This window comes from Streptomyces sp. NPDC020958 (genome assembly GCF_055562175.1).
The window spans coordinates 38,277-59,842 of record NZ_JBVHFU010000018.1 but is presented as its reverse complement, the minus strand read 5'-3'; the positions used below and the strand labels follow the sequence as shown (position 1 = coordinate 59,842).

Below are 21,566 nucleotides of genomic sequence, written 5' to 3'. Positions count from 1 at the left end.
CCCGGTGGCCCGGCTGCGCCTGCGCTCGACCCCGGTGGGCGAGGCCCTGCTGATCCATCCCAGGGGCCGGTTCGACGACCGGGCGGCCGCGTTCGCCGGGGGCATCGCCGGGGACCCGCTGCACACCCTTGCCGTGGTGGATCTGCCCGCCGACGCCCTCGCCACGGAGTGGGAGGCGGTGGCCCGGCTGCTGTCGGCCGCCCGGTACGGCAGCCCGCGGCTGATCTTCGGCCGGGGCAGGCCGGAGGACGTCCGTACGGCGTGCCGGCACATCGCCGACCGGCTGGGACGCGAGGTGCTCGCGCCCGACGGCGACCTGGTGCCGACCGTCGGCGGTGGCCTGTTCGTACCCGGCGACGACGGCGCCGCCTGGCTGCGCTTCCGGCCGGGCCACGACCCCGAGCCCGTTGCGCACCGCTTCCCCAAGCCGCACTGGGAGTTCTCCGCGCCGTCCGCCACCCGCCCGGCCGGGCCCCGCACCGTCGCCCAGCCCCTGCCCGCGGGCGTGTGGCTGCGCCACACCGACCGGGATCCCCTGGCCGCGCACCACCGGCGCGCGGTCGAGGCCACGCCCATCGACCCGCACCGCTACCTGGTCGTCCTCGGCAGCCCCGGCACCCCGCCGCTGCCCCCCGAGGACGTGGTCCGCTTCTGGGACACCGTGCTCCCCGGCGCCCGCCCGGCGGTCCGCTTCGTCCGGTACGGCACCCTGGACGTCCCCGACGGCCGGGCCCCCGGCCAGGTACTCGCCGACGCCCTGTCCCACCCGGTCGTCCTGTACGACGGCCTGCCCGCCACCGACGGGACCGCCGCGGCCGAGACGACGTACCTCCCCACCGGCCCGCTGCCGCCGGCACCGGCACCGGACTCCGGCGACACCTCCGTACCGCCCCTACCCGCCGCGCCCCCCGTCCGCACGGAGTCCGGCACCGCCGCCGTGTGGGCGGCACCCCCGGAATCGGCCGCCGGACATGACACCGGGGACGCGACGGACCTCTCGGAGGCACCGACCGTACGCAACGAGACCAGCGCCGACACCGACTCCGTCAGCGACGGGGGCGACGGCAGCGGTGACGACGATCCGGTTGCGGAGCCCCGTCCCGGCGCCAGCGGCGGTGCGGCGAACATCGGCGAGGCGCCCACCGTGCGCAGCAGATCCCGCGCCGCACGGCAGGCCACCGCCCACGCCCCGGAGGCGCAAGCGGCGGCGGACCCGGCGTCACGAGCGGCGCCCGTCCGCCCCCAGCCCCCGACCGGCACCGTGCCTCCGACCGACCCCCATCCCTCGCCCGGACCCCAGCCCCCGACCGGACCCGTACCTCCGGCCGCCCCTCATCCCTCGCCCGAACCCGTACCTCCGGCCGAACCCCAGCCGCCGACCTCACCCGTACCTCCGGCCGAACCCCAGCCCCCGACCGGACCCGTACCTCCAACCGAACCCCAGCCCCCGACCGGACCCGAGCCCCCGGCCAACCCCCACCCCCCGGCCGAGCCGACGCCCCGCGCGGAGCCCACGGCGGACGCCGAGGGCGTCGTCTCCGTCGATCCCGTCGCGGCCACTCCTTCCCCCGTCCGCACACAGCCGCCCCCGCCGCCCGCCTCGCCACGGTTCCGTCTGGAGTCCGCCGCACCCGAGCCGGAGCCGGAGATCGGCGCCCTTCACGCCGTGGACGGCACGGAGGGCGTGGAGGGCCTGGACGGCACGGGAGGTGCCGGTCACCTCGACGTCACCCCGACGCCCGCCGACCGGACCTCTGCCGTCGGCCCCGCCCATGGCCCCGCCGGTGTACCGTCGGCCTCCGCGCGAGCGGCTGCCGTACGGGTGCAGCCGGTGCCGCGGGCCGCGGCCCGCGCGCTGCCGCCGGAGCGGGGGGTCGCGCAGGAGCGGGACTGGCTGCGCCGGACCTTCAGCGAGCAGTACAACGCCCTGGCCGGCTCGGTCTCCCGCGTGATGTCGGAGTCGCCCGGACTGCGCGGCCGGTCCCGGACGGAGGCGGCGGACGCGCTGACCGACCTGGTGGCCGTACGCCTGTACCTGTCCGGGGATCCCCGTCTGGCCGACGCCGCCGTGCGCGAGGCCGTACCGGGACCGCACGTGCCGCTGGCGCGCTGTGTGACGGCCGGGCTGCGGCGGCTGCCCTCCTACCGGGGCCCGGCGCTGCTGCGCACCCTCCTCGGTGACGCGGAACGCGCCTGGTACCGCGAGGGCGGGCTGGTCACCGAGTGGGCGTTCTGTCACGCCCGTACGACGCTGCACCCCGGCCCGCGCGGCAGCGGCGCCACCGATGTCCTGATCTGGTCGATGACGGCCCGGCGGACCACTTCGCTGGACGCGGCCGTCCCCGACCGGGTGGTGTTCCTGCCCGGCACCGTCTTCAAGGTGCTGCGCGCCGAGGGTTCCGCCGTGCTGATGCGGGAGCTGTCTCCTTCGGAAGCCACCCAGAACGGCCAGGACGGCCAGAACAGCCAGAACAGCCGGATCGGCCGGCCCGGCCAGGAAGACCGGGACGACGGCGTGGCGGCGAAGCTCGACGAGATCGCCGTCAAGGGCCTGGAGAAGATCCTGGACGCGCTGGAGCGGACCGGCACCGACGCCGCGGCCGAGAGCGCCGATCCGCCCGGCCTGATCGTGACCCCCCGTGCGGTCCGCACAGAAGGAGCCCAGCCGTGAGCAGGCAGGTGTTGCCGGTCGCCCCGGACCGTCCGGGCGCCCACCGTACGATCGGCCAGGCGCTGGCCGAGGCGGCGGAGGGAGCGCTGATCACGGTCGCGCCGGGCCGGTACGAGGAGCAGTTGGACATCGTCCGCGCGGTGACCCTGGCGGCGGAGGGCGGCGCCGGGACCGTACAGGTGCACGCCCCCGCCGGGAGCACGGTCGTGGTGCGGGCCGAGGCGGTGCAGCTGTCCGGGCTCGTCCTGTCGGGCGCCGACCGGGAGGCCCCGGTCCTCGACCTGCGGCGCGGGCAGTCGGCGCTGGACGGCTGCCGGATCGAGGGCGCGGCATGGACGGCCGTACTGGCCTGGGACGAGGGCACGCTGGCCGCCCGCGGCTGCCGGGTGACCAATCCGCACGGCGCGGGCGTGGTGGTCACCTCGCGCGGCGACAACGTGCTGGCCGACACCGAGATCGCCGAGGTGGGCTCGTCGGCGGTGGTGGTCGCCGAACACGGCCGCCTCGACGTGCGGGACTGCCGGCTGGACCGCCCGCGGGGCAACGGTGTCTGCGTCAACGGCAACGCCTCCGCGACCGTCGAGGCCACCGTGGTCAGCGGCAGCGGCAAGCCCGCCGTCGCCGTCGAGCAGCAGGCGCGCGCCACGCTGGTCCGGGTCACCGTGACCGGCAGCACCGCACTGGACGCGTACCTGACCAGCCGGGGTGAGACCACGCTCACCGACTGCGCCTTCTCCGGTTCGGCCGGCCAGTCCGTGCACATCGCCGACGGCGCCGCGCCGCACCTGCGGGGCTGTGCGGTCAACGGCGCGGCCCGCAGCGGGGTCCAGGTCACCGGGGGCGCCCGGCCCCGCCTGGAGGACTGCGAGATCACCGGGACGCCGGTCGGCCTCCACGTCACCGGCGCGGCGACCGCCGTCACGGCGACGGGGCTCGTCGTCCGGGACGCCGCGACGGCCGCCGTGCAGGCCACCGACGCGGGCACCGTCGAGCTGGAACGGCTCTCCGTCACCGGCGGTGCGGGTACCGGAGTCCGGGCGCAGGGCGGTGCCCGGGTGACGCTGCGGGGCGCCGAGATCGCGATGAGCGGCGGCGGCCAGGGGGTGACGGGGCTGGGGCTCGCCGGGTCGGCGAGCGCCTTCCTGGCCGGGTCCGTGCTGCGCGGGTGCGGTGCGGTGGTCGGGGAGGGCGCCGAACTGACCGCACACGACACCGAGTTCACCGGTGCGCCGGGCGACGCGGTGCGGGTCCTCGCGGGCGGTTCGTTCACCGCCGTGGGGTGCCGGATGACCGGTGCGCGCGGCCAGGGCGTCAACGCCCATGCGGACGCCCGTACCGACCTCGGCAACTGCGCGGTGGAGGACAACGCCGGCGACGGACCTGCCGACCGGGCGGGCGACGGCCCCGGCGGTGGCCGTGCGGGGAGCGGCGGCTCGGAACCGTCCGGCTCCGAAGGCCCCGTCCCACCGCCGACGGCGGGCTCGGACGTGTCCCGTTCGGCCACCGGCCCGCTGGCCGAACTGGACGCGCTGGTGGGCCTGGAGAGCGTCAAGCTCGAGGTCACCGGTCTGATCAATCTCAACAAGATGACCAAGCGGCGTACCGAGATGGGCCTGCCCATGCCGCCGATGAGCCGCCACCTCGTCTTCGCCGGGCCGCCCGGCACCGGCAAGACGACCGTGGCCCGGCTGTACGGGGCGGTCCTCGCCGAACTCGGCATCCTGGGGCAGGGCCACATCGTCGAGGTGGCCCGCGCCGACCTGGTCGCCCAGATCATCGGCGGCACCGCGATCAAGACCACGGAGGTCTTCAACCGGGCGCTGGGCGGGGTGCTCTTCATCGACGAGGCGTACACCCTGACCAACCAGTCCCGGGGCACCGGCCCCGACTTCGGGCAGGAGGCCGTCGAGACGCTGATGAAGCTGATGGAGGACCACCGCGACGAGATCGTCGTCATCGCGGCCGGCTACTCCGAGCACATGGACCGGTTCCTCGCCTCCAACCCCGGTATGGCCTCCCGGTTCGCCCGGACGATCGAGTTCCCCAACTACTCACCGGCGGAACTGGTCACCATCGTCCGCGGCCTGTGCGGCAAGCACCTCTACGAACTCTCCGACGACGCCCTGGACGCGCTGTCCCGCTATTTCGAGGACGTCCCCAAGGGCCCGACCTTCGGCAACGGCCGGGTCGCCCGTCAGGTCTTCGAAACGATGATCGGCTCCCAGGCGTCCCGACTGGCCATCCACCCCCCGGTCCACGACAGCGAACTCAGCCTCCTGACCGCCGCCGACACCCCGACCACCCCCACACGAGCAGCCACCGCTCCCCCCACACCGAGCGACACCCCCACCCCCACCCCCAGCCCCACCCCCGCACCCGCACCCGCACCCGAAACCACCACGGGTGGCGCGAGGGGGAGCACGGCGGCCGAAGGCGGAGCCGAGATCACGGCCCCCGGTGACACCGCCGCCCGCCACCTCACCGCCCTCACCGGCCTCACCCCCGTCACCGACGCGCTGACCGCCCGCCTGGACACGCTCGTCACGCTCGGGCAGGGCACCGCGGGCCTCGCGGACGTCGTGCTGGAGGGCCCTCCGGGCAGCGGGCGCCGGGCCGTGGCAGCCGCCTACGGGCGGGCCCTCGGCGAGCTCGGGGTCGTACCGTCCGGCGCGTTCACGCACGTACCGCTGTCGGACGTCCCCACCCGCTGGGCCTCGCAGCCGCGCGCGTTCCTCGCCGACGTGTTCCGGCGTGCCGCCGGCGGCCTGCTGGCGGTCACGGCGGACCCCGCCTTCGAGTCCCGGCCGGAACCCGAACAGCAGGCGGTCGTCGACGCGTTGACCGCGGAGACTGCGGCCCGTGGCCCGTACGGCGCGGTGCTGGTGCTCTGCGGCGGTGCCCCGCGCCTGATGGAGCTGCTGCGCACCCGGATCGATCTGGCCGGGGCGTTCGCCGAGTACCTGCGGCTGCCCGCCTGGACCGGTGAGGCCCTCGCCGAGCTGACCCGGCGGCGGCTCACGGTGCTGGGTCTGGACGTACCCGAGGACGTCCTCGCGGCGCTCGCCGCCCAGGACCCGGCGCACGGCGCGTACGGCGCCCACCGGCTGGCGGACCGGATCGCCGCCCGCGCGGCCGCCCCCGCACTGGTCCTCGCCGATCTGGCGGACGAACTCCCGCTCACCGACGCCCTGGTGGCCGGCTGACGGGTCGCAGGGACAGAAAATCACGGCCGGTGGGGCAGCGAGCCCGGCATCCGGCCCCTGACCGGTGCCGAACCGGACCACCATCACGAACGACGACTCCCACGTCCCCGTACGAGAGGAGCGGCCATGGCCGCCAACACGAGCACCTCGGTCGACACGTCGGGCATGCGGACCGCCCAGGGCAGTTTCCAGACCGCCCTGGACGAGGCCAACAGCACGTACACCCAGATGCAGAGCCAGATCGAGGCGCTGCGCTCCAGCTGGACCGGTGACGCCTCGACCACCTTCCAGACCGCCATGGACACCTGGCTCACCGACTTCGGGACGGTGAAGCAGCAGCTGGAGCTGATGCTGCAGAAGCTCCAGGCCAACACCGGCAGCTACGACACCACGCACCACAGCACCAGCGACATGGCGAACCAGCTGCACAAGAGCATGTCCACGCCGCTGCCCGGATTCTGACCGAGCGTCATCACCGCACACACACGAGGAGCGATCCATGCCTACGTACACCGTCAACATGAATCAGGTCGAGTACGTGATCGGCGAGATGACCGCGATCAGCGGGAAGATCCAGGCGGCGCTGACCGATCTCGACGACAGCGCCAAGGTGCACCTGAGCGAGTGGACCAGCGACGCCCGCGCCACCTACGACGCCGCCAAGGCCAAGTGGGACGCCGCCGCCGCCGACATGGTGACCCAGGCCCAGAACGCCACCAACGCCCTCGGCCAGATCAACGAGTCCTACTACGCGGGTGAGCGGCACGGCGTGAGCCTCTGGGACCAGTGACATGACCGACGGCATCAGCGCCAGCAGCAACAGCGGCGGCAACAACAGCAGCAGCAGCACCAGCACCGGGTCCACCGGCGACCACCACTACCACGGCGGCACCGACGTCCTGCACGTCCCGGGGATCCTCTCCGACCTGCACCCCTTCGTGCCCCCGCCGGTGCCGGGCGGCGACGGCCACAACGGGACCTCGGTCAGCACACCCTCGCTGGACCTGTTCGCCCACAACATCGACCTGCTGATCCAGCCGGTGCGCGACGTCGCCACCGCTCTGAGCGACGTCTCGATCGCGCCGGGCGCCTTCTACCACGCCAACGTGATGCGGACCACGGTCAACGGTCCGAACGCGGACGCCGGCCTCAAGAAGAGCTACGGCGACGCGCTGTCGGCACTGGTGCGGGGTCTGACGGACCTGCGGGACGGCGTGCAGGGGCTGAGCCGGAGGTACACCACGACCGAGGACGCCAACACCATGTCGGCCCAGGACCTCGCGGACGCCTTCACGACCACCACCGCCGACTTCAACACGATGATGACGGCCAACGGCGGCAGCGGCATGACCACCGGCACGGGCACGGGCACGGGCAATTCGAACAGCAACAGCGGCCACGGCAACACCGGTCACGGCAACACCGGCAGCGGCAACTCGAACACCACCACCTAGGCGCGCTCCGCGGGAGGGCGAAAGTGCCGGACTACAACAGCGGCGGCTTCCACCAGGGCGACGACGGGACGATCTTCGGGAATCCCGACGGCTCGTCCAACGGAAGCATCACGGACTACGACAACTGGGACTGGAAGCAGATCAAGGCCGCCGTCTACGGCATGTCGTCCGGTGTCTCCACCGACGCCAACCTGGCCCACGCCCGCGCCGTCGCGAACCCGCAGTCACTGCTGGACGCGGCCAACGCCTTCTTCCACGTCCAGCGGACCCTGGAGGGCGTCACCAAGAGCCTGGTCGACCAGGCCAAGGCGCTGGCCGGCGACAACGGTCCGTGGGGCGGCAGCGCCGCCGACTCGTTCCTCGACATGATGACCAACTTCTCCCGGCAGGTGAAGGCCAACGCCGACGTCCTGTCCGGGGGGTCGACGGGTGACCACTCCATCCCGCACCAGCTCGCCAACAACGCGATCGCCTTCCAGAGCGCGCAGAACATACTCGCGGACATCGACAGCTGGTACGCGGACCAGGCCGTCGCGATGGGCGTCACACCGATGTCCGACGGGCTGATCCCGATCAGCCAGAAGCCCGACCTCGTCAGGATGATGACCGACGACATGCGGGCGGTCCTGAAGAGCCTCGCGCACTCCTACCAGGTCACCACCGACGCCATCGTGAACCCGACCCCGGTGACCTCACCGACCGGCGACCCGAACGACTCCGGCGGCGACAACGGCCTCCCGGACCCGAACGCCGGCCTGAACACCGACCCGGGCGGCGGGCCCGACAGCGGCATCGGCGGCCTCGGCGACACGGGGAACCTGTCGGACCTCTCCGGCTACCCCGGCCTCGGTACCGGCCTGGACAGCGGTCTCGGCACCGGTGACGGCATCGGCGGCGTCGGGGACCTGGCCGGTCTGGACGGTTCCGGCGGCGATCCCGCCTCCTTCCCCGGCGACCTGGGCCTGGACGGCTCGGGCCTCGGCGGCGCCGACGGCCTGGGCGGCCTTGGTGACCTGGGCAGTCCGGGTGATCCGAGTGGCCTGAGCGGCCTCGACCCGTCGGCCATCGACAACGCGCTCAACCCGCTCTCCTTCCCCGGTCTCGGCAGTCTGGCGGGACTGGGCGGCCGTGGCCTCGGGGCCGAGGGGGAGAGCTCGCTGGGCGGCCTGTCCACGGCCGACCCGGCCGCCTTCGGTGACACCGGTCTGGACAACGGTCTGGGCGACGGCCTCACCGGCGGCCTGGGCGGTGACCTCGCCGACGGCCTGGCCTCCGACGCCCTCGCCCCGTCCCAGCTGGCCACGTCCTCCGGGATGCCGTACATGCCGGGAATGGGCGGCACGGGGGCGAACGGCGCCGGGCTCACCTCCGAGCCCACCGACGCCTCGGGGCTGCTCGACTCCAGCGCGGACCCCTGGGAGGGCGAGGAGGCCCCCGGCGACGAGGTCGGCTCCGAGTCGGGCACGGCGGCCGGCGGCGAGGGCCTCGGCACGGGCGGGATGCCGTACCTGCCGGGAATGGGCGGGATGGGCGGCGCATCCGGCGCGGGCCGGGACGGTGCCGGCGAACGCACCGACGCCTCCGGGCTGCTCGACGGGAGCGCCGAGCCCTGGGAGGGAGCGGAGGAGTCCGGCGACGACGAGGCCGGATCCCCCACGGGCGCCCTTCCGGGGGTGCCGTACCTGCCCGGCTTCGGTACGACCGCCCGCTCCCGCACGAGCCGTGCGGAGGCCGAAGGGGCCGAAGAAGGCGCTGCCGAGTCGACGGCACCGGCGGCGGAGGGTGTGACTCCGGCGGAAACGGCCTCCGTCCCCGAGACCGCCTCCGCCTCCGCCCCGCTCGCGGCACCGGTCGCCGTCGGATCCGACGGAGTGCCTCTGTCCACGGACCAGGAAGGGGACGACGGCGAGGAGGACTTCTCGGCCTGGGAGGCCGGAGCCGGGGCGGGCGCGTTCGTCCCCCTGCTGTGGGCGCTGCGCGGCGACGGCGAGCGGGATACGGACCCCGGACCGGCCGAGTCCACCGAACCGCGCACCACCTGGCAGCCGGAGCGCACCGCCGCCATGGCACCGGCCGGTGCCTCCACCGCCGGCCTCGGCCCGGCGATGTGCGGGGACGGCGGCCCCGAAGCGGAGGAACCCGAGGAGCCGGCGGAGGCCGAGGCGGAGCCCGCCGAGGAACCACCCGCCCAGGGCATCGCGGACCTGCTGGTCCAGCACCAGAGCACCTGGGGCGCCCTGCCCGACGACTCCACCGCCGCCTACTGAAGCACCCGAGAGGACTGTCCGTGCCCAGCCCGTACGACCAGCAGATCGAGGATCTGCTGGACCAGTACCGCCGTCAGCGCGACGAGGCGGCCGAGACCCGGCGCCGGATCAACGAGACGACGGCGACCGTGACCGCCCCGCGGCAGACGGTGAAGATCACCGTCGGCGCCCAGGGGGACGTCACCGCCATCGAGTTCCCCACCGGCGCCTACCGCCGGATGGCACCCAAGGAACTGGCCGACGTCCTGCTCACCACCCTGCGGCAGGCCAGGGCCGAGGCGCTGGAGAGCGTCACGGGCGTGCTCGCGGAGCAGTTGCCGCCCGGGGTGACCGTGCCCGACCTGCTCCAGGGCCGGGTCGACCCGGCCGCCGTACTGCCCGAGGACCCGGCGATGCCGGACTCCGTACGCGACTACGTGGACCACGGCTTCCGGGGAGAGACCCATGAGTGACGGCACCTTCTCCGTCGACACCGCCGCGCTCGACCGGTCCGCTCCCCAGATGCTGGAGCTGGCCGGGCGGATCCGGTCCATCGCCACCAAGCTGGACGGCCGGCTGGAGGCGCTCGGCGCGTGCTGGGGCGACGACGAGAGCGGACGGCAGTTCCTGGAGCAGTACGCCGAGCCCAGGCGGCAGCTCAGCGAGGGCATCACGGGCGTGGGCAACGTGCTCGACAGCACGGTCGACGGCATCCGCACCATGGCCAGGGGGTTCGCCCGGACCGAGGAGGGGAACGTGGAGGCGCTGCGTGCCATCACCCCGTCCACGGCCGCGGGCTCCGGCGCGGCGGGCGACGGCCACGCCACACCGCACGGTACCCGGCGGTGAACGTCCCGGTATGAGCGTCGACATGCCCCCTGAGCTGGCCTGGGTCGCCCGGCTGGCGGTCGGTCAGGCCTGGCCCAAGGGCAACGAGGACCACCTGCACGCCCTCGGCCAGGCGTGGCAGGACGCCGCCCAGGAGCTCAAGGGCATCAGCGGGCAGATCGGCGCGACCGGCAATGGGGTCCTGGAGAGTGTGGGCGGCCAGGTCGCCGACGAGTTCCAGTCCTTCGTCACCCAGCTGGAGTCGAGCCTGCCGGAGATGGCGGAGTCCGCGAGCCAACTGGGCAAGCTCGGCAAGCACACCGCCGTCCAGGTCGAGTACTCCAAGTACATGATCCTCGGTCAGCTCATCCTGCTGGCCGCGCAGATCGCGGAGTGGATCTTCTTCGCGCCCGAGGTCGTCCCGGTGGCCATCACCGCGGCCCGGGTCGCGGTGAAGATGATCCTGCGCCGGCTGCTCATCTCGGTCGCGACCGGTGTGGCCATGAACGTCGGCCTCGACGTCGCCGTCCAGACCATCCAGTTCCTCAAGGGCGACCGCACCGAGTGGTCCACGGACAACACCGTCTCCGCCGTGGTCTCGGGTGCCATCGGCGGAGCCGTGGGCGGCCTCTTCTTCGGCGCGGGCAGCGTCCTCGCGCCGAGGTTCGCGCACTCGCTGCTCGGCAAGGGCATCCTCGGCGCGGCCACCGGCATCGGCACCGCCGGGATCATGTACGGCATCTACCACAGCGGGGAGGACGAGTTCGGCTCGTCCATCAGCGCGGGGGCGCTGGGCGCGCTGGGCGGCGGCGGCAAGCGGCGGTTCGGCGGCAAGGGCGACACGGTCAAGGTGGACCCCGTGCACGTGAACGTCCCGGGGGCGCTCACGTTCGATCCGGCAACCCTGCCCGCCACGGTCTCCGCCGAGAAACCGGAACTGTCCGGTACGAACATCTTCAAGGAGACGGGGGGCGGCACGACGCCGGCCGTCACGAACGGGTCCGCGCACACGACCGGTACGGCGACCACGGCCCAACCGGGCACCACCACCGCCACGAGCACCACCGAGGCGGGGCACGGAGCCTCCCGCACCGGGAACTCCGCCGTCGTGCACGAGACGACCCACGGCGTGTCCTCTCCCGGCACCGCCGAGCACGAGACCGGGCTGCCCGGATTCACGACCACCGTCACCACCGCGTCGCACACCACCGCCTCGCACACCGCGGCGTCCGCCACCGGCGCTCCGTCCACGGCCGGCGCTCCGTCCACGGCCGGCGCTCCGTCCGCCGCCCGCGCCGGGGCGGCGGCCACCGCACCCCCGCCGACCCGCGGCACGACGGGCGGCGGCACCGCCGGCACCGGGCCCACCACCACGAGCGTGAGCCGCCCCGCGACCACCGCCGGCCCCGGTACGACCGGTACGACCGCCACCTCCGCTTCGACCGCCACGGGCGCCGCGCGTCCGTCCACGGTGAGCACGGGCCCGGCGAGCACGGCCACCGACCGCGGCAGCACAGCCGCCACCACCGGCCCGGCGCCGTCGCCCGTCCGCGCGGAGTCCACCGCCGGCGTGACGGAGACCGGAGCGCGCGTCACGGAGACCGGCACCGAGGCCGGGATCACCCCGCACGAGACGGCTGCCGCACCCGAGCCGGGAACCGCGGCCACCTCGGCCACCGCGGCCACCGCGGCCACCGCGGCCACCGCGCACGGAACCGGCGCCGCACCGGAGCGGGGAACCGGAACAGTCGTGGGCCGACCCCGTGACGAGGCCGCCGCGCCCGTCCCGGACCCCCCTCCACCCCCCGGCGGGCACCCCGCCGGATCGACCCCGCCCCCTCGTATGCGGCTCGACCGCACGCCGCGCATCGTCGTCCGGTCCGCTTTCGAGGCCCGGCGGTTCACGTACCGCGACGAAGGGGTCACCGACCTGACCGTCAAGGTGGCGTTCCGCGACGGCGGCCGGGGGCACGACACGGATGCCGTCTGGGCCAAGGTGACGGCCGGCGTCGAGACGTACCTCAACGACCCCGGGTACCGCCTGCCAGGCCCGGACCACACCCCCGGTGCCGGTGACCGGCTGCACGTCACCGTGGTGCGGGCGAGACCCGGTGAGGAGGCGCACCTGACGGTCGATCTCGTCGGCCGTGACGGGGTCATGGACCAGCGGAGATGGCGGGCGAACGCGGAACCCGTCGAATACGCCCATGAGCTGACGCACCAGGTGCTCAACCTGCGTGACGAGTACCGTGACGACGCCGTTCCGCACCGCCCCCAGGTCGAGGGCAGCCTGCTGGGCGACTTCCACACCGACTCGCCCGACGGACTGAGCAGGGGCGGTCTGCGCGAGCGTCATCTGCAACTGGTCGCGGCTGTCGTCGGCGACCTGCACCGCGAGGAGCCGGGGCTCGGGCACGACGCCGAGTGGGAGCAGACGCGCCTCGCGGCGACACCCCACGAGCGCAGTCACACCTGGGTCGACCCGGTCTCCGATCCGTCGCGCTACGAGCCGCTCGACGGCTCCGGGCTGAAGGCGTCGGCGGTCACGGAGCCCCGCATGCATGGGACCTTGCTGGCACGCCGGCGGCAGATGGCCGCCGACTCCGACGAGGAGCCGGACGCGGACGAGGAGTGGGACGACACGCCGAGTGCCCCTGCCACCGGGCACGCCACCACCGCCGCGCCGGGCCCGGCGCGTTACATGGGGCCCGCGCCCACCCCTGTCACGGCACAGCACGACCACGGAACGGGTGCCGGGGAACAGAACCCGGACCGTCCAGGGACGCCGGAGAGCGGGGACCGTACCGGGCACACCGCCGCCGCCGACCACCGTACGGTCGTGGAAGAGGCGGCCGTGCCCCCGCCGGTGTCGTTGCCGGACGGGCCGTTCACGGCGCACACCCTGTGGGGCGAGGAAACCCCCGTGCAGTTCGGTCTTGTCGTCACCAAGGGCCGCTACGGCCGCAGCGACGAGCTGACCCCGGTCGCGTACTCCGACGGCCCGGAGACGGAAGCTCTCCCGGTGGAGGACGCGGACGGCCTCTACAACCTCTGGGTCGGCAGGAGCCTGGCGTACGAGGGCATGGCGGAAGCGGCCGCGCACCGGCTGCGACTGATCACCGAGCGGGCACAGCAGACCGTCGACACGAAGCAGGCGGGCGATCCGGAACGGCGACGCGCCGAACGATTGCTGCGTACGAATACGTCGATGGAGAGGGACGGCTGGCGGCCCGAGTACCGCAGTGAGTTCCTGCGCATGCAGATGCTGATGGGAGACAGCGACTTCCTGAAGGATCTGCCGGCGGAGTTGGTCGTGAACAACCGTTGGAGAAGCGGGACCGGGAGCGGTGCGCACCCGGAGACGCCGTGGGCTCTGGTCTCCCCCGACGATCCGGACGGACCGATCGGCGGTTCGCTGCACGGACCCGACGGCGTCTCGGAGCGGTTCCACGCCTGGCTGGACCAGAACGGCGGCCAGAGCGAACATCTGGCGAACTGGGGTGCGGACCAGTCAGCCGGCTCCACCACCGGCCTGGCGCTGCGCTTCAAGATGATGACGAGCCACTTCCGTCCGGCGAGACATGAGGACGGCTTCCACCTGCCGCGTCTCGAGGACTCGGATCTCCACGACGACACCTTCCCGCCCATGGGCCATGACGATGCCAAGCTGGTGACGCGCTTCGACCCGGTGTACATGCGGAGCATGGTGGCCCAGCACGTCTTCACCCACGAGATCCTGACCCGGGTGAAGATGCCCAACGTGGACGCCGGGAGGGGTGTCGTCCAGCTCCTGCGTCTGGACAAGCGGGATCTGGTGAAAGAGGCCAACGACGGCATAACCCCTGGCATCGGCGACCGGGTACGCATGCGGCGCGGGCCCGCGGACTCGTTCAGTCTGCTGACGCAGTACAAGGACGCGACGCAAGAGGACCACACTCTGGGGCCGTTCTGGGTCACCGCGCAGGAGATCCCGCTGCACCAGGTCTTCGGAACGTACCTGCAGAGCAGACCCGGGGACCCTGAGCACACCCTCTTCCTTTACCACTCCGAGAACGAGTTCCTCGCGCTGTCCGACGGCGTGGAATCCGTCTTCCACGGCACGGACACACCCCCGGTGCTTTCCGTGGTCCGGGAAAGCTCCGCAACGCACCCCGACGAGTACGCCCCCCGCGCCCCCGTCAGCAGCGGAGACAACCGGCGTACCGCCTCCTCGGACGACGCCTCTGCGCACCAGGCGTCGTCCGCCGCGCAGGAGCAGCCGGACACGGAAGTTCCCGCCGAGTCCTCGTCCTCCCGGGTGGTGACCCCGGCTGTGGCACGGTCGCGCTACGGGATCCCGGAGAAGAACTTCGACAAGTTCAACCGGCTGGCGCGGGCGCGCGAGCTCGTGATCGACGTCCGCCCGACCAACCCGACCTCCGTCCACTGGCTCGAAGCGGGGAGGCTGCCCAAGCCCAAGGACATCAAGGCCAAGTCCATCAACGACCTGGACGTCCAGCTGGGGGCCAAGCCCGAGAAACGCGGTCTGGTCGGTTACTTCGATCCGGTGCTGCCGGAGCGCGGCGACCTCGACGAGCCGACCTGGAACCGGATCGAAGCGCGGTACGCGCAGCGCGCCGAGGAGTTCAAGGCCCTGGCGCCGGTCATGGCCCGGCTCCGCTCCGAGGACCGGTTCCGGGTCGAGGACGGGGTGGTGCTCGGCCGGGACGACCAGGGTGAGTGGCGGGAGATCACCGGCGACCACGACGTGTTCGACATCAGCACGCCGGGCGGCACCCGGCTGAGGGGCGAGCGGTACGACGAGGTCGTCGGCGCCATGCTGACCAACGACATGGGCGTCATGCACGGGGCGCACATGGCCTGGGAGCCGGCCACGCCCTTCAGCAAGGGCATCTTCAGCAAGATCGTGGACTCCCACCGGGAAGGCGGCGAACCCCTCCTCCGCTTCGGCCCCGGACACGCCGACCCAGAACTCGTCCACGTTCCCCCGGAGCTCCTCACCAAGGACGGGCAGCGGGCACCAGCACCCACAGGCCACGAGCAGCACCTCTCACCCCCAGAGCCGGAGCCACAGCCGAAGCCCCGAGACCCGGAGCCGCAGCCGGGACCGGAGCCGCAGCCGAAGCCGCAGCCTGAACCGAAGTCGGCCGGAGGCTCCCTGCGTTCCTCGTCGGCGTCCGAGGACGTGGCGGTCGGGGCGCGGCCCGAGGAACCCCGGGTGTCACCGGTGACGGCGCCCGAGGCGGCCGTCGGGGAGGTGGTCGGGGGCACCGAGCCGGAGCCCGTGACTCCGGCGCCGGAGGGCCACCCCGCGCCCCCGCGACCGCCGGGCGACGCCCCCCACCTGGCGGAGGCACCCGCCGGCGACCACCCCGCGCCGGCCCCCGAACCCCCCGAAGCCGCCGAACCCCCCGCCCCCGCCGATTCACCCGCCCGGCTCGGCGGCCGGCACCTGCGGTCGCTGGCCGGTATCCGGATCACCGACGCCCCCGGCCCGGAGGCGCTGCGCGCCCGGGTGCTGGCCACCCTGCCCGGGGCGCACCGCGCCGACCGCCGACTCGTCCAGCGGCTGGACACGGAGTTCGACCCGGCCACCTTCCGCACCCGGCACGAGCAGATGGTCAACGGCGGCTGGCGCTTCCAGATCCGGGTGGCCGGCGCCCCGCACGAGGTGCTGCTCACGGCGACCCCCGAGAACTGGACGCGGCGCGCGGAACAGGCGACGGCCGAGGAGAGGGACGGCAAGAGCTACGACCGGTCCGCCGAGGCCAAGCGCGCGGCCGATCCCAAGAAGACCTCGCTCACCACCACGGAGGCCGGGCTGGACCTGGCCCCGAACCTGATCGTCCAGGCCGGTGGCCGGGGAGACCGGATGGGTCTGATCACCCCGTCGGTCAAGGCGGGCGGCGCCACCCACGCGACCGACACCTCGGTGAGGACCGGCGCCGAGACGGGCACCAAGACCTCGCTCACCGGCCCCACCGACACCTACGTCTCCCGCTTCCACTACGAGGCGACCGTCACCGGCCCCGACGGCCACCCCCTCCCCCGGGCCGCCGGCGACCCGGTCACCGGCGACGTGACCGCGGAGATCACCCGCACGGCACCGGACCCGGCGGACGACCGCGCCGCCGAGTGGAACGGCTGGGAGAGCGACCGCCCAGGCCCGCCGGAAGGCCGTCCGCTCGACGTCACCGGCCTGAGCGCGCTGCACGAGGACATCTTCCGGCGCCTTCCGCGCGAGGGCCGTCCCGACGGCGTCGCGCACCAGGCCATCCTGGAGTTCCTGTCCCCGAAGAACGTCGTCGACGGCTTCGAGCACGCCGCCGGCTGGGGACTGACCTCCGAACGGCTCGACCTCACCGACGGCGGCCACGCCTGGCTCCGGCTCACCCTGGAACCCGAGACATCGGTGCGCGAGGGAACCGTCGCGGGCAAGTCCACCGTGACCAGCAAGGAGACCGGCGAGCACGCGACGGGCCGCAGCGACACCTCCACCTGGGGCGCAGGCCTGAACGGCGGCGGCGCGCAGCGGCTGTGGAAGAGCGGCACGACGAAGGAGTCGTCCTGGCTGTCGGTGACAGGCGGCTACACCTACGCGGCCAGCCACGCGCACCAGGAGAAAGGCAAACAGACCTTCTCGCTGGAGCGGAGCCTGGAGCGCAAGGACACCGGTGACCTGGTCAGGACCGGTGTGCGGTTCCGGCTGGAGGTGCTGCGCGAGCGGCTGTCCCCCGGCCCGGACGGCCTGCACGCGGTGCGCGCCGAGCCCGAGCCCGCTCCCGCGCGCGGCGCGCCCGGACACGACGAGGAGAACCCGGCCGCCGTGCGCACCGGCGAGGTGATCCGTGTCAGTGACCGCCCGGCCGCACCGCCCACGGGTTCCGACGCCGGCGCCGGCGCCGTGCCCCGTGACCTCCGCGCGCCGCTGGTCGCCCAGCGCACCGCCTTCGTCGACGTGCCCGGCTCCCGCGAGTTGGAGCGGCACATCACCGAGCGGCTGCGCGAGCTGGCCCCCGGCATCCTGCCGCCGCCCGACGGCACCGCCGGCCGGGTCACCCCGCAGGCCATGGAGAACCAGCGCCTGCTGCGCGAACGCGTGTCGCGGTCCGGGCTGCGCGCCGACGGCGAGGATCTCCTCGACGGCACCTTCCGGATCACCCTGGACGCCTCCCATCTGCCAGGGCTGCCGGGTCGTACGTACGAGGTGGTGGTCCGGGCCGACACCGGGGCGGGCCGCCACGACGGGGCGGCGGCGGGCACCGCGAAGACGACGGTGGCCCGCGGGCACGCCGCCGACAAGGGGGTGACCCGGGGCAGCAAGCACACCCTCGGTGTCAGCGGCTTCCTGCGCAGGGCGCTGAACCCGCCGGACACCGTCAGGGCGTTCGGGAACGCCGGTGTCGACGGCTCCTACGGCCCGTCCCGGGCGACCGTGGCGTCCAGCGAGACGCAGGCCAAGCGGACGTTCCAGTACAAGGGCCCCGGGGACGCGTTCAGTTACCCGGTGACGTATCGCGTCCTGGTCGCCCCGCACCGGGAGGGGGCGCCACCGAGCCGCCTGCCGGCCGCACGCGCCGCCGACGGGCACGGGCCGGACGGGGTGCGGGAGGTGGCCCTCGCGGCCGACGACCGGCTGCGGGTCGAGGTGCGCCGGGCGGAGCGCTCCCCGTCCGCGCCCGCGTATCTGCCGAACCCCCGGCTGCCGCTGGCACACGCCGTCCTGCGCGTCACCGACGAGGCGGGTTTCCAGCGGCAGGCGCGGTCCGCGCTGGAGGCGGCGTACCGGTCCCGCGAGCCCGACGTCGAACCGCCACGCATCCCCGACGATCTCGACGAGGCGGTGGCGGCCCTGGCCGGCCGCGCCCAGCTGCCCGGTCTGGTGTCCGCCTCGCACACCGGCTGGGCCAACACCCTGGACCGGCACGTCGGCGACGGCCGGGCCCCCGACACCGTGGGCCTGTCCGTGCGTACCCGGCTGATCGGCCTGCGGTACCAGGAGACGCTGTCCGGGGACGCCACGCTCGACCTGGAGCTGAAGGCGAGCGGCGCCACCTCCCTCGCCGACCAGTCGTCGTGGTCCGTCAAGGGCAGCCTCGGCCCGGACTTCGGGCTGTTCCCCGAGACCGCGACCGGCGCGCTGACCACCACGTTCCAGGTGCGCGGCGGCGGCAAGGCCAAGGTCGGCGGCCAGTGGGACGACGTGGACACGCTCAAGCAGCAGACCGGCACCACCCGCAAGGTCAGCCACACCGGCACCTGGCACGTCTACCGCGCCACGGCCGAGGTGCGGGTGGCCGGCCGCCTCACCGAGGCGTCCGGTGCCCCGCACGTGGGCCGCCCGGTCCCGTACTTCCACGACATCGACGTCCTCCTCTCCGACGAGGACGTGGTCCGCATGGGGAGCGCCGTCGCCACGGTCCCGCCCCGGGAACTCCGCGCCACCCTGCTGGACCAGGGCATCTCAGGGGGTGCCCTGGTCCACCTGCCCGACACCGACCCCGTGCTGCACGAGATCGACCGGCAGCTGCGCGGGCCGGACGCCGGCGCCCACCCGGTGGCGGCCCTCCCGTTCGCCGACACCTACTCGGCAGACGCCCTCGCCGCCCGCTACGACGAGCTCGTCGGCCCAGGCGTCCTGGACCGGCACGTCGAGATGACGCGGGCCGGACACGTCGTCACCGAGGTGCTGGTACGCGGGATCAGCGACGGCTGGCACGACGACGGCTCCCGCTCGGACCGCCCCCTGACCCGTGAGGTCACCGCCGCGCACACCGTCAAGGGCAAGGCGGGCGCCAAGGGGACCTTCGGCGTCGAAGGCAATCTCCGGGGTTCCGTCGATCCTCCGGTGCCACACGTCAACGCGTTGTCCGCGGCACCCGCCGGCACCCTCGAAGGCGGCCGGGGCAGCAGCGCCGAGTCCGGCGTGACCACCACCGTCGGTCACAAGACGTCCGGGTTCGGCGACACGAACGCCCGCTTCACCACGGACCTGCGGTACGAGGTGACGGTCACCCGGCGCACCGAGATCGGCCGCTTCGTGCGCCTGCCGGCCGAGCCGGATCCGGTGGGCCCGCACCAGGCCACCGCCTGGGTGCCGCTGTCCCTCACCGAAGACGCGGCCGCCGCTCCCCATCCCGGCGCACCGGCCGCCCACGACGGCCCCGCCCACCCGGCCGCCCAGCCGTTCGGCATCGAACTCGGCCGGGTCCGCGACCCCGCCCAGTGGGCCGCCTGGCAGAACACCCTGCACGAGGCGCACGACCTGGTGGGCTTCGACAACACCAAGGCCCTGCACGACACCGCCGTCCAGCTCCAGGCGGCCCCGCGTCCCTGGGGCGACGGCGTGCTGGGGCAGACCGGCGCGTACTACTCCTGGGCCCTCGCCAAGGGCGCCGAAGCGGCCGGCTGGGCGGCCCACACCGTGCTGCCCTCGTCCGTGACCGAACACGCCTCCCGGTTCCTGGCCACCTTCACCGCCGACTCCCGGCTCGGCGCGGGCCACGACCTGAGCCAGGAACAACGTCTCACGCTGGAGGAGCAGTTCGCGATCCGTCAGATGTTCTCCGGCCAGTCGCTGCCCGCCCTCTTCCACGAACTGGCCTCCCCGGCGCTCCCCTACCGGGTGCCGGGCACCTCGCTCGTCGTGTCGATGGAGGCCATCGGCCCCGCCGAGGAGCTGAGCCGTCGCACCGCCGCCGACGACGAACTCTCCGTCGCCGTCAAGGACGAGTCGGCCACGGCCGCCACCCACTCCTACAACTGGAGCGTCTCCCCCGCCGACCTGGCGGTCCTCACCCAGGACCCGGTCCTCGGCATCCCCCTCAACACCACCCGCCTCACCCGCGACCGGGCCTTCGACTCCGACCGCCCCGTCACCCGCTCCCCCGGCACCCCGAGCCGCCCCACCCCGGCCCCCGCCCCGGCCCTCCCGCACGACCTGCCCCCCACCGAACCGGGCAAGGCCGAGCGCAGCGGCGCCACCGCCCTGATGCGCCAGCCCGTCCGCATCACCCTGCACCCCCATGACGACACCGGCCCCCACAGCACTCCCCGCTCGGTGACCGGCCACGTCTTCCACTGGACCACACCCGCTGAGCCGGCCCCGGCCGCCCCTGCGCACACCCACGACATCACCTTCACCGCCGAGGAGACCCCCACCCTCGACCCCGCCCAGACCGCCCACCTCGACGCGCTGGCAGGCGACGTCGCCCGGCACGCCGGCCCCTCGGCGACCCGCCCCACCGTCCTGATCACCGGACACGCCTCCGTGACCGTCTCCGGCCAGCCCCACTTCGGCAGATCGATCCAGCTGGCCGCGGCACGCGCCGCCCACGTCCGCGCACTCTTCACCGCCCGTCTCGACACCCACCTGCGCGCCCTCGGCTCCCCCCTCACCTCGGACGCCTTCACCATCACCACCGCCCCCCAGGAGGCACCGCAGCACACCACGACCATCACCATCACCCGCCCGTGAACGAGAAAACCCAGCTCAGACACCGTCTGAGCTGGGTTCCAGTGGAGCCGCTTTCGGGATTCGAACCCGAGACCTACGCATTACGAGTTGTCCGATCTTGGTCCGAGGGTGTCCACTCACGTCCCCGGAGCAGCATGATGGCCTGGTCAGGAGGGGGAACGGACCTAGACGGACCACGGCGGACGATTGTGGATCGGACGCCGAATGAGACCGCCATTGAGACCACCAGCAGCGTCGACGATCTTGAACACCGACGTAGCACAAGTTACTCGTGGGCTAACCACGCCCGTACCGCGCAGAGCTACACCTCTGCCCAGGATAATCGGACCGGATCCGGATGCCTCGAACCGCGCTCGCTCGTCTCTGCCTGGGGCTACGGGAGACGGATGGGAGCGCTCCGCGCTCGTGCCACTACTCCGGTCGACCCTCGCGCCCGGGGCTGCCTCATCTCGGCGCCTGAGGCGGCCCCGTCAGAGCCATGCCTTCGCCCCTCCGTGCAGGGGCGCGGGTGGGCCCTGAGGGAGTACTGCCATCGGTGCGAGCTGCCGCGTCTACATGCCTGAGAGGGTGTCATTGCGTTGACTGCCCGCCAGCTCATGGCTAGCGCCTTCAATGTGGAGTTCCCGCAAGTAGCCCTACTGGAACGACTCTTCATCCTATGCTGGCAGAGAGTACAGAAGGTGGGGG

Annotated in this window: 9 protein-coding genes; all 9 read left to right on the top strand. The window is 73.6% G+C overall.

The annotated features are described in order from the left end of the window. Positions 1-4: 4 nt before the first annotated feature. The 9 genes from ACZ3KP_RS35290 (at position 5) to ACZ3KP_RS35250 (ending at position 20,879) form a co-directional block, all read left to right on the top strand. Positions 5-2,671, top strand: coding sequence for a hypothetical protein (locus ACZ3KP_RS35290; RefSeq protein WP_467504609.1), 2,667 nt, complete (start codon positions 5-7; stop codon positions 2,669-2,671). Continuing rightward, the gene (locus ACZ3KP_RS35285) at positions 2,668-5,874 is read left to right on the top strand and encodes a right-handed parallel beta-helix repeat-containing protein (RefSeq protein ID WP_467504607.1); all 3,207 of its coding nucleotides are present in this window, start codon (positions 2,668-2,670) and stop codon (positions 5,872-5,874) included. The genes ACZ3KP_RS35290 and ACZ3KP_RS35285 overlap by 4 nt, the downstream gene beginning before the upstream one ends. A gap of 126 nt (positions 5,875-6,000) precedes the next feature. Continuing rightward, positions 6,001-6,336, top strand: coding sequence for a WXG100 family type VII secretion target (locus ACZ3KP_RS35280; protein ID WP_358981906.1), 336 nt, complete (start codon positions 6,001-6,003; stop codon positions 6,334-6,336). A 37-nt stretch (positions 6,337-6,373) separates the two neighbouring features. Further along, the gene (locus tag ACZ3KP_RS35275) at positions 6,374-6,664 is read left to right on the top strand and encodes a WXG100 family type VII secretion target (RefSeq protein WP_132889455.1); all 291 of its coding nucleotides are present in this window, start codon (positions 6,374-6,376) and stop codon (positions 6,662-6,664) included. Position 6,665: 1 nt separating this feature from the next. Continuing rightward, positions 6,666-7,328: a RidA family protein gene (locus tag ACZ3KP_RS35270; RefSeq protein ID WP_467504605.1), complete on the top strand. Its 663-nt coding sequence runs from the start codon at positions 6,666-6,668 to the stop codon at positions 7,326-7,328. 23 nt (positions 7,329-7,351) lie between these two features. Beyond that, on the top strand, positions 7,352-9,595 hold the full coding sequence (locus tag ACZ3KP_RS35265; RefSeq protein WP_467504603.1) for a WXG100 family type VII secretion target: 2,244 nt from the start codon (positions 7,352-7,354) through the stop codon (positions 9,593-9,595). Positions 9,596-9,615: 20 nt separating this feature from the next. Next, the gene (locus ACZ3KP_RS35260; RefSeq protein ID WP_467504601.1) at positions 9,616-10,047 is read left to right on the top strand and encodes a YbaB/EbfC family nucleoid-associated protein; all 432 of its coding nucleotides are present in this window, start codon (positions 9,616-9,618) and stop codon (positions 10,045-10,047) included. Then, positions 10,040-10,423 (top strand): WXG100 family type VII secretion target, encoded by a 384-nt coding sequence (locus ACZ3KP_RS35255; RefSeq protein ID WP_358981902.1) that lies wholly within the window; start codon positions 10,040-10,042, stop codon positions 10,421-10,423. Before ACZ3KP_RS35260 ends, ACZ3KP_RS35255 begins: the two co-directional genes overlap by 8 nt. A gap of 10 nt (positions 10,424-10,433) precedes the next feature. Continuing rightward, the gene (locus ACZ3KP_RS35250; RefSeq protein WP_467504599.1) at positions 10,434-20,879 is read left to right on the top strand and encodes a WXG100 family type VII secretion target; all 10,446 of its coding nucleotides are present in this window, start codon (positions 10,434-10,436) and stop codon (positions 20,877-20,879) included. Positions 20,880-21,566: the final 687 nt, after the last annotated feature.

Coding starts and splice junctions, on each gene's coding strand:
- ACZ3KP_RS35280 (WP_358981906.1), top strand. CDS start 6,001: ATGGCCGCCAACACGAGCACCTCGGTCGACACGTCGGGCATGCGGACC.
- ACZ3KP_RS35275 (WP_132889455.1), top strand. CDS start 6,374: ATGCCTACGTACACCGTCAACATGAATCAGGTCGAGTACGTGATCGGC.
- ACZ3KP_RS35270 (WP_467504605.1), top strand. CDS start 6,666: ATGACCGACGGCATCAGCGCCAGCAGCAACAGCGGCGGCAACAACAGC.
- ACZ3KP_RS35255 (WP_358981902.1), top strand. CDS start 10,040: ATGAGTGACGGCACCTTCTCCGTCGACACCGCCGCGCTCGACCGGTCC.
- ACZ3KP_RS35250 (WP_467504599.1), top strand. CDS start 10,434: ATGAGCGTCGACATGCCCCCTGAGCTGGCCTGGGTCGCCCGGCTGGCG.